Source organism: Desulfovibrio sp. 1188_IL3213, assembly GCF_036763145.1.
In the GTDB taxonomy this organism is placed as follows: domain Bacteria; phylum Desulfobacterota; class Desulfovibrionia; order Desulfovibrionales; family Desulfovibrionaceae; genus Desulfovibrio.
In genome coordinates this window covers 1-1383 of the sequence record NZ_JBAIYR010000530.1, presented here as the reverse complement: position 1 = coordinate 1383, position 1383 = coordinate 1, and the positions used below count along the sequence as shown (strand labels likewise).

At 35.9% G+C, this 1383-nt stretch carries 2 protein-coding genes; both read right to left on the bottom strand.

Features of this window, described 5'->3' with window-relative positions; translation table 11 throughout:
• Positions 1 to 149: 149 nt before the first annotated feature.
• A complete protein-coding gene (locus tag V6C16_RS13335; RefSeq protein ID WP_002292671.1) occupies positions 150 to 569 on the bottom strand; it encodes a hypothetical protein in 420 nt (139 codons plus the stop codon).
• The coding region (locus tag V6C16_RS13330; protein WP_333543445.1) for a replication initiation factor domain-containing protein at positions 566 to 1383 on the bottom strand (818 nt) is incomplete at its 5' end. The genes V6C16_RS13335 and V6C16_RS13330, both read right to left, overlap by 4 nt.

Sequence of the window (1383 nt, the reverse complement as noted above, 5' to 3'; positions counted from 1 at the left end):
AACCGAGTTGAGAACATCCATAATTCGTTCAAGCATTTCACTATAATTATCTTCATCCGGCAAATTCAAATAATCAGCTAACCGTTCATACATCAATTCAATTCTATCGACTGTTTCTTCTCTCAAATCAATTTTATCCATGTCACACCTCACTTCCAGAATTGCCACCATTTTCGATTTTTTAATTCTTGATTTTCTAGTAACAACTGATCGTTTTTTTGTTGCTGAAGCAGGGTCAATTTTTGTTGATCACGAATCATTTCTGTTAATTCAGAAATATGTTTGTCCTTCTCAGCTAATTGATCACGCAAAAACTCATTCTCTTTTTCTAAAGGAAAATCACTGCCTGTGTTATTGACCGGTAATTGACCAGTCAATTGATCACTTTTTGACCGATAAATTGACCGAACAACACCAATCAACTCTTTATCTAGCATGATAATGCCATTTTCTTTATACTGAGCAAGGTCAAACCCTGAATTGACCAGTTGATTGCGCACTGTATTTTTCGATACACCCAATTCGTCAGCAAGATTTTTTATGGTCATTTTTTCTACTGGATTACTCATTCAGCACCTACTTCCGTTACATCAAGTCCTTGGAGCCATGTATCTAATTCTCGTTTCAAATCGTCTGCCGATTCCGCAAATGACTCTCGCAAATGATTCGTCAATTCATCATTTTGACTTTCTTGCTTCAACAAATCCCTGTATTTTTTCTTTGTATTCTTAGCTAGATTTCCCCACTCAGAATGATCATAAAGCAAACCTTTCACCATAATCCGTTCAGTAACTTTAGTATTTGGCGGAAAATAATGTGGACTAGCAAAGCTATCCAAACTTTCATGAACCATCTCATGCCAATCAGTTGCTTTTCCCCTTCGTAACTGCAATTCTAGTCGCCACCATGTCGTTATTTCCGGCGGAACAATTTTACGTTTTCTTTCTTGTTCCAATTTTTTATTGTACATTCGAATTTGTCGTTCACTGGCACGACTACCCCAATATGCCGTTTCTAACTTACCAGAACGCCCATAAATTGGTTTAAAAGACACAGGATCAACTACACGATACTGACTAACAAAGTCATCGGGAATATCTACAATATCGCAAGCAATATCCGCACGTGAAAAATGAGGTTCTAGAAATAAATCATGAATGAAATTTTTCATGGAACCTGATAAAAATTGATTGATTTTATTAGGATTAAAGTCAATCCGCCCTTTTCCTTCATGAAATTTAAGAATCTCAATATAAGCTATATTTTCCTCGTGTTGGTCTAATAATTGCCACCCATTATTCCCAACAGCTTTTAAATAACCATTGCCTTCGTTCAAACGCATAAGCTGTTCAAAATTTAAAATCAACACATCATTTGGAGTGT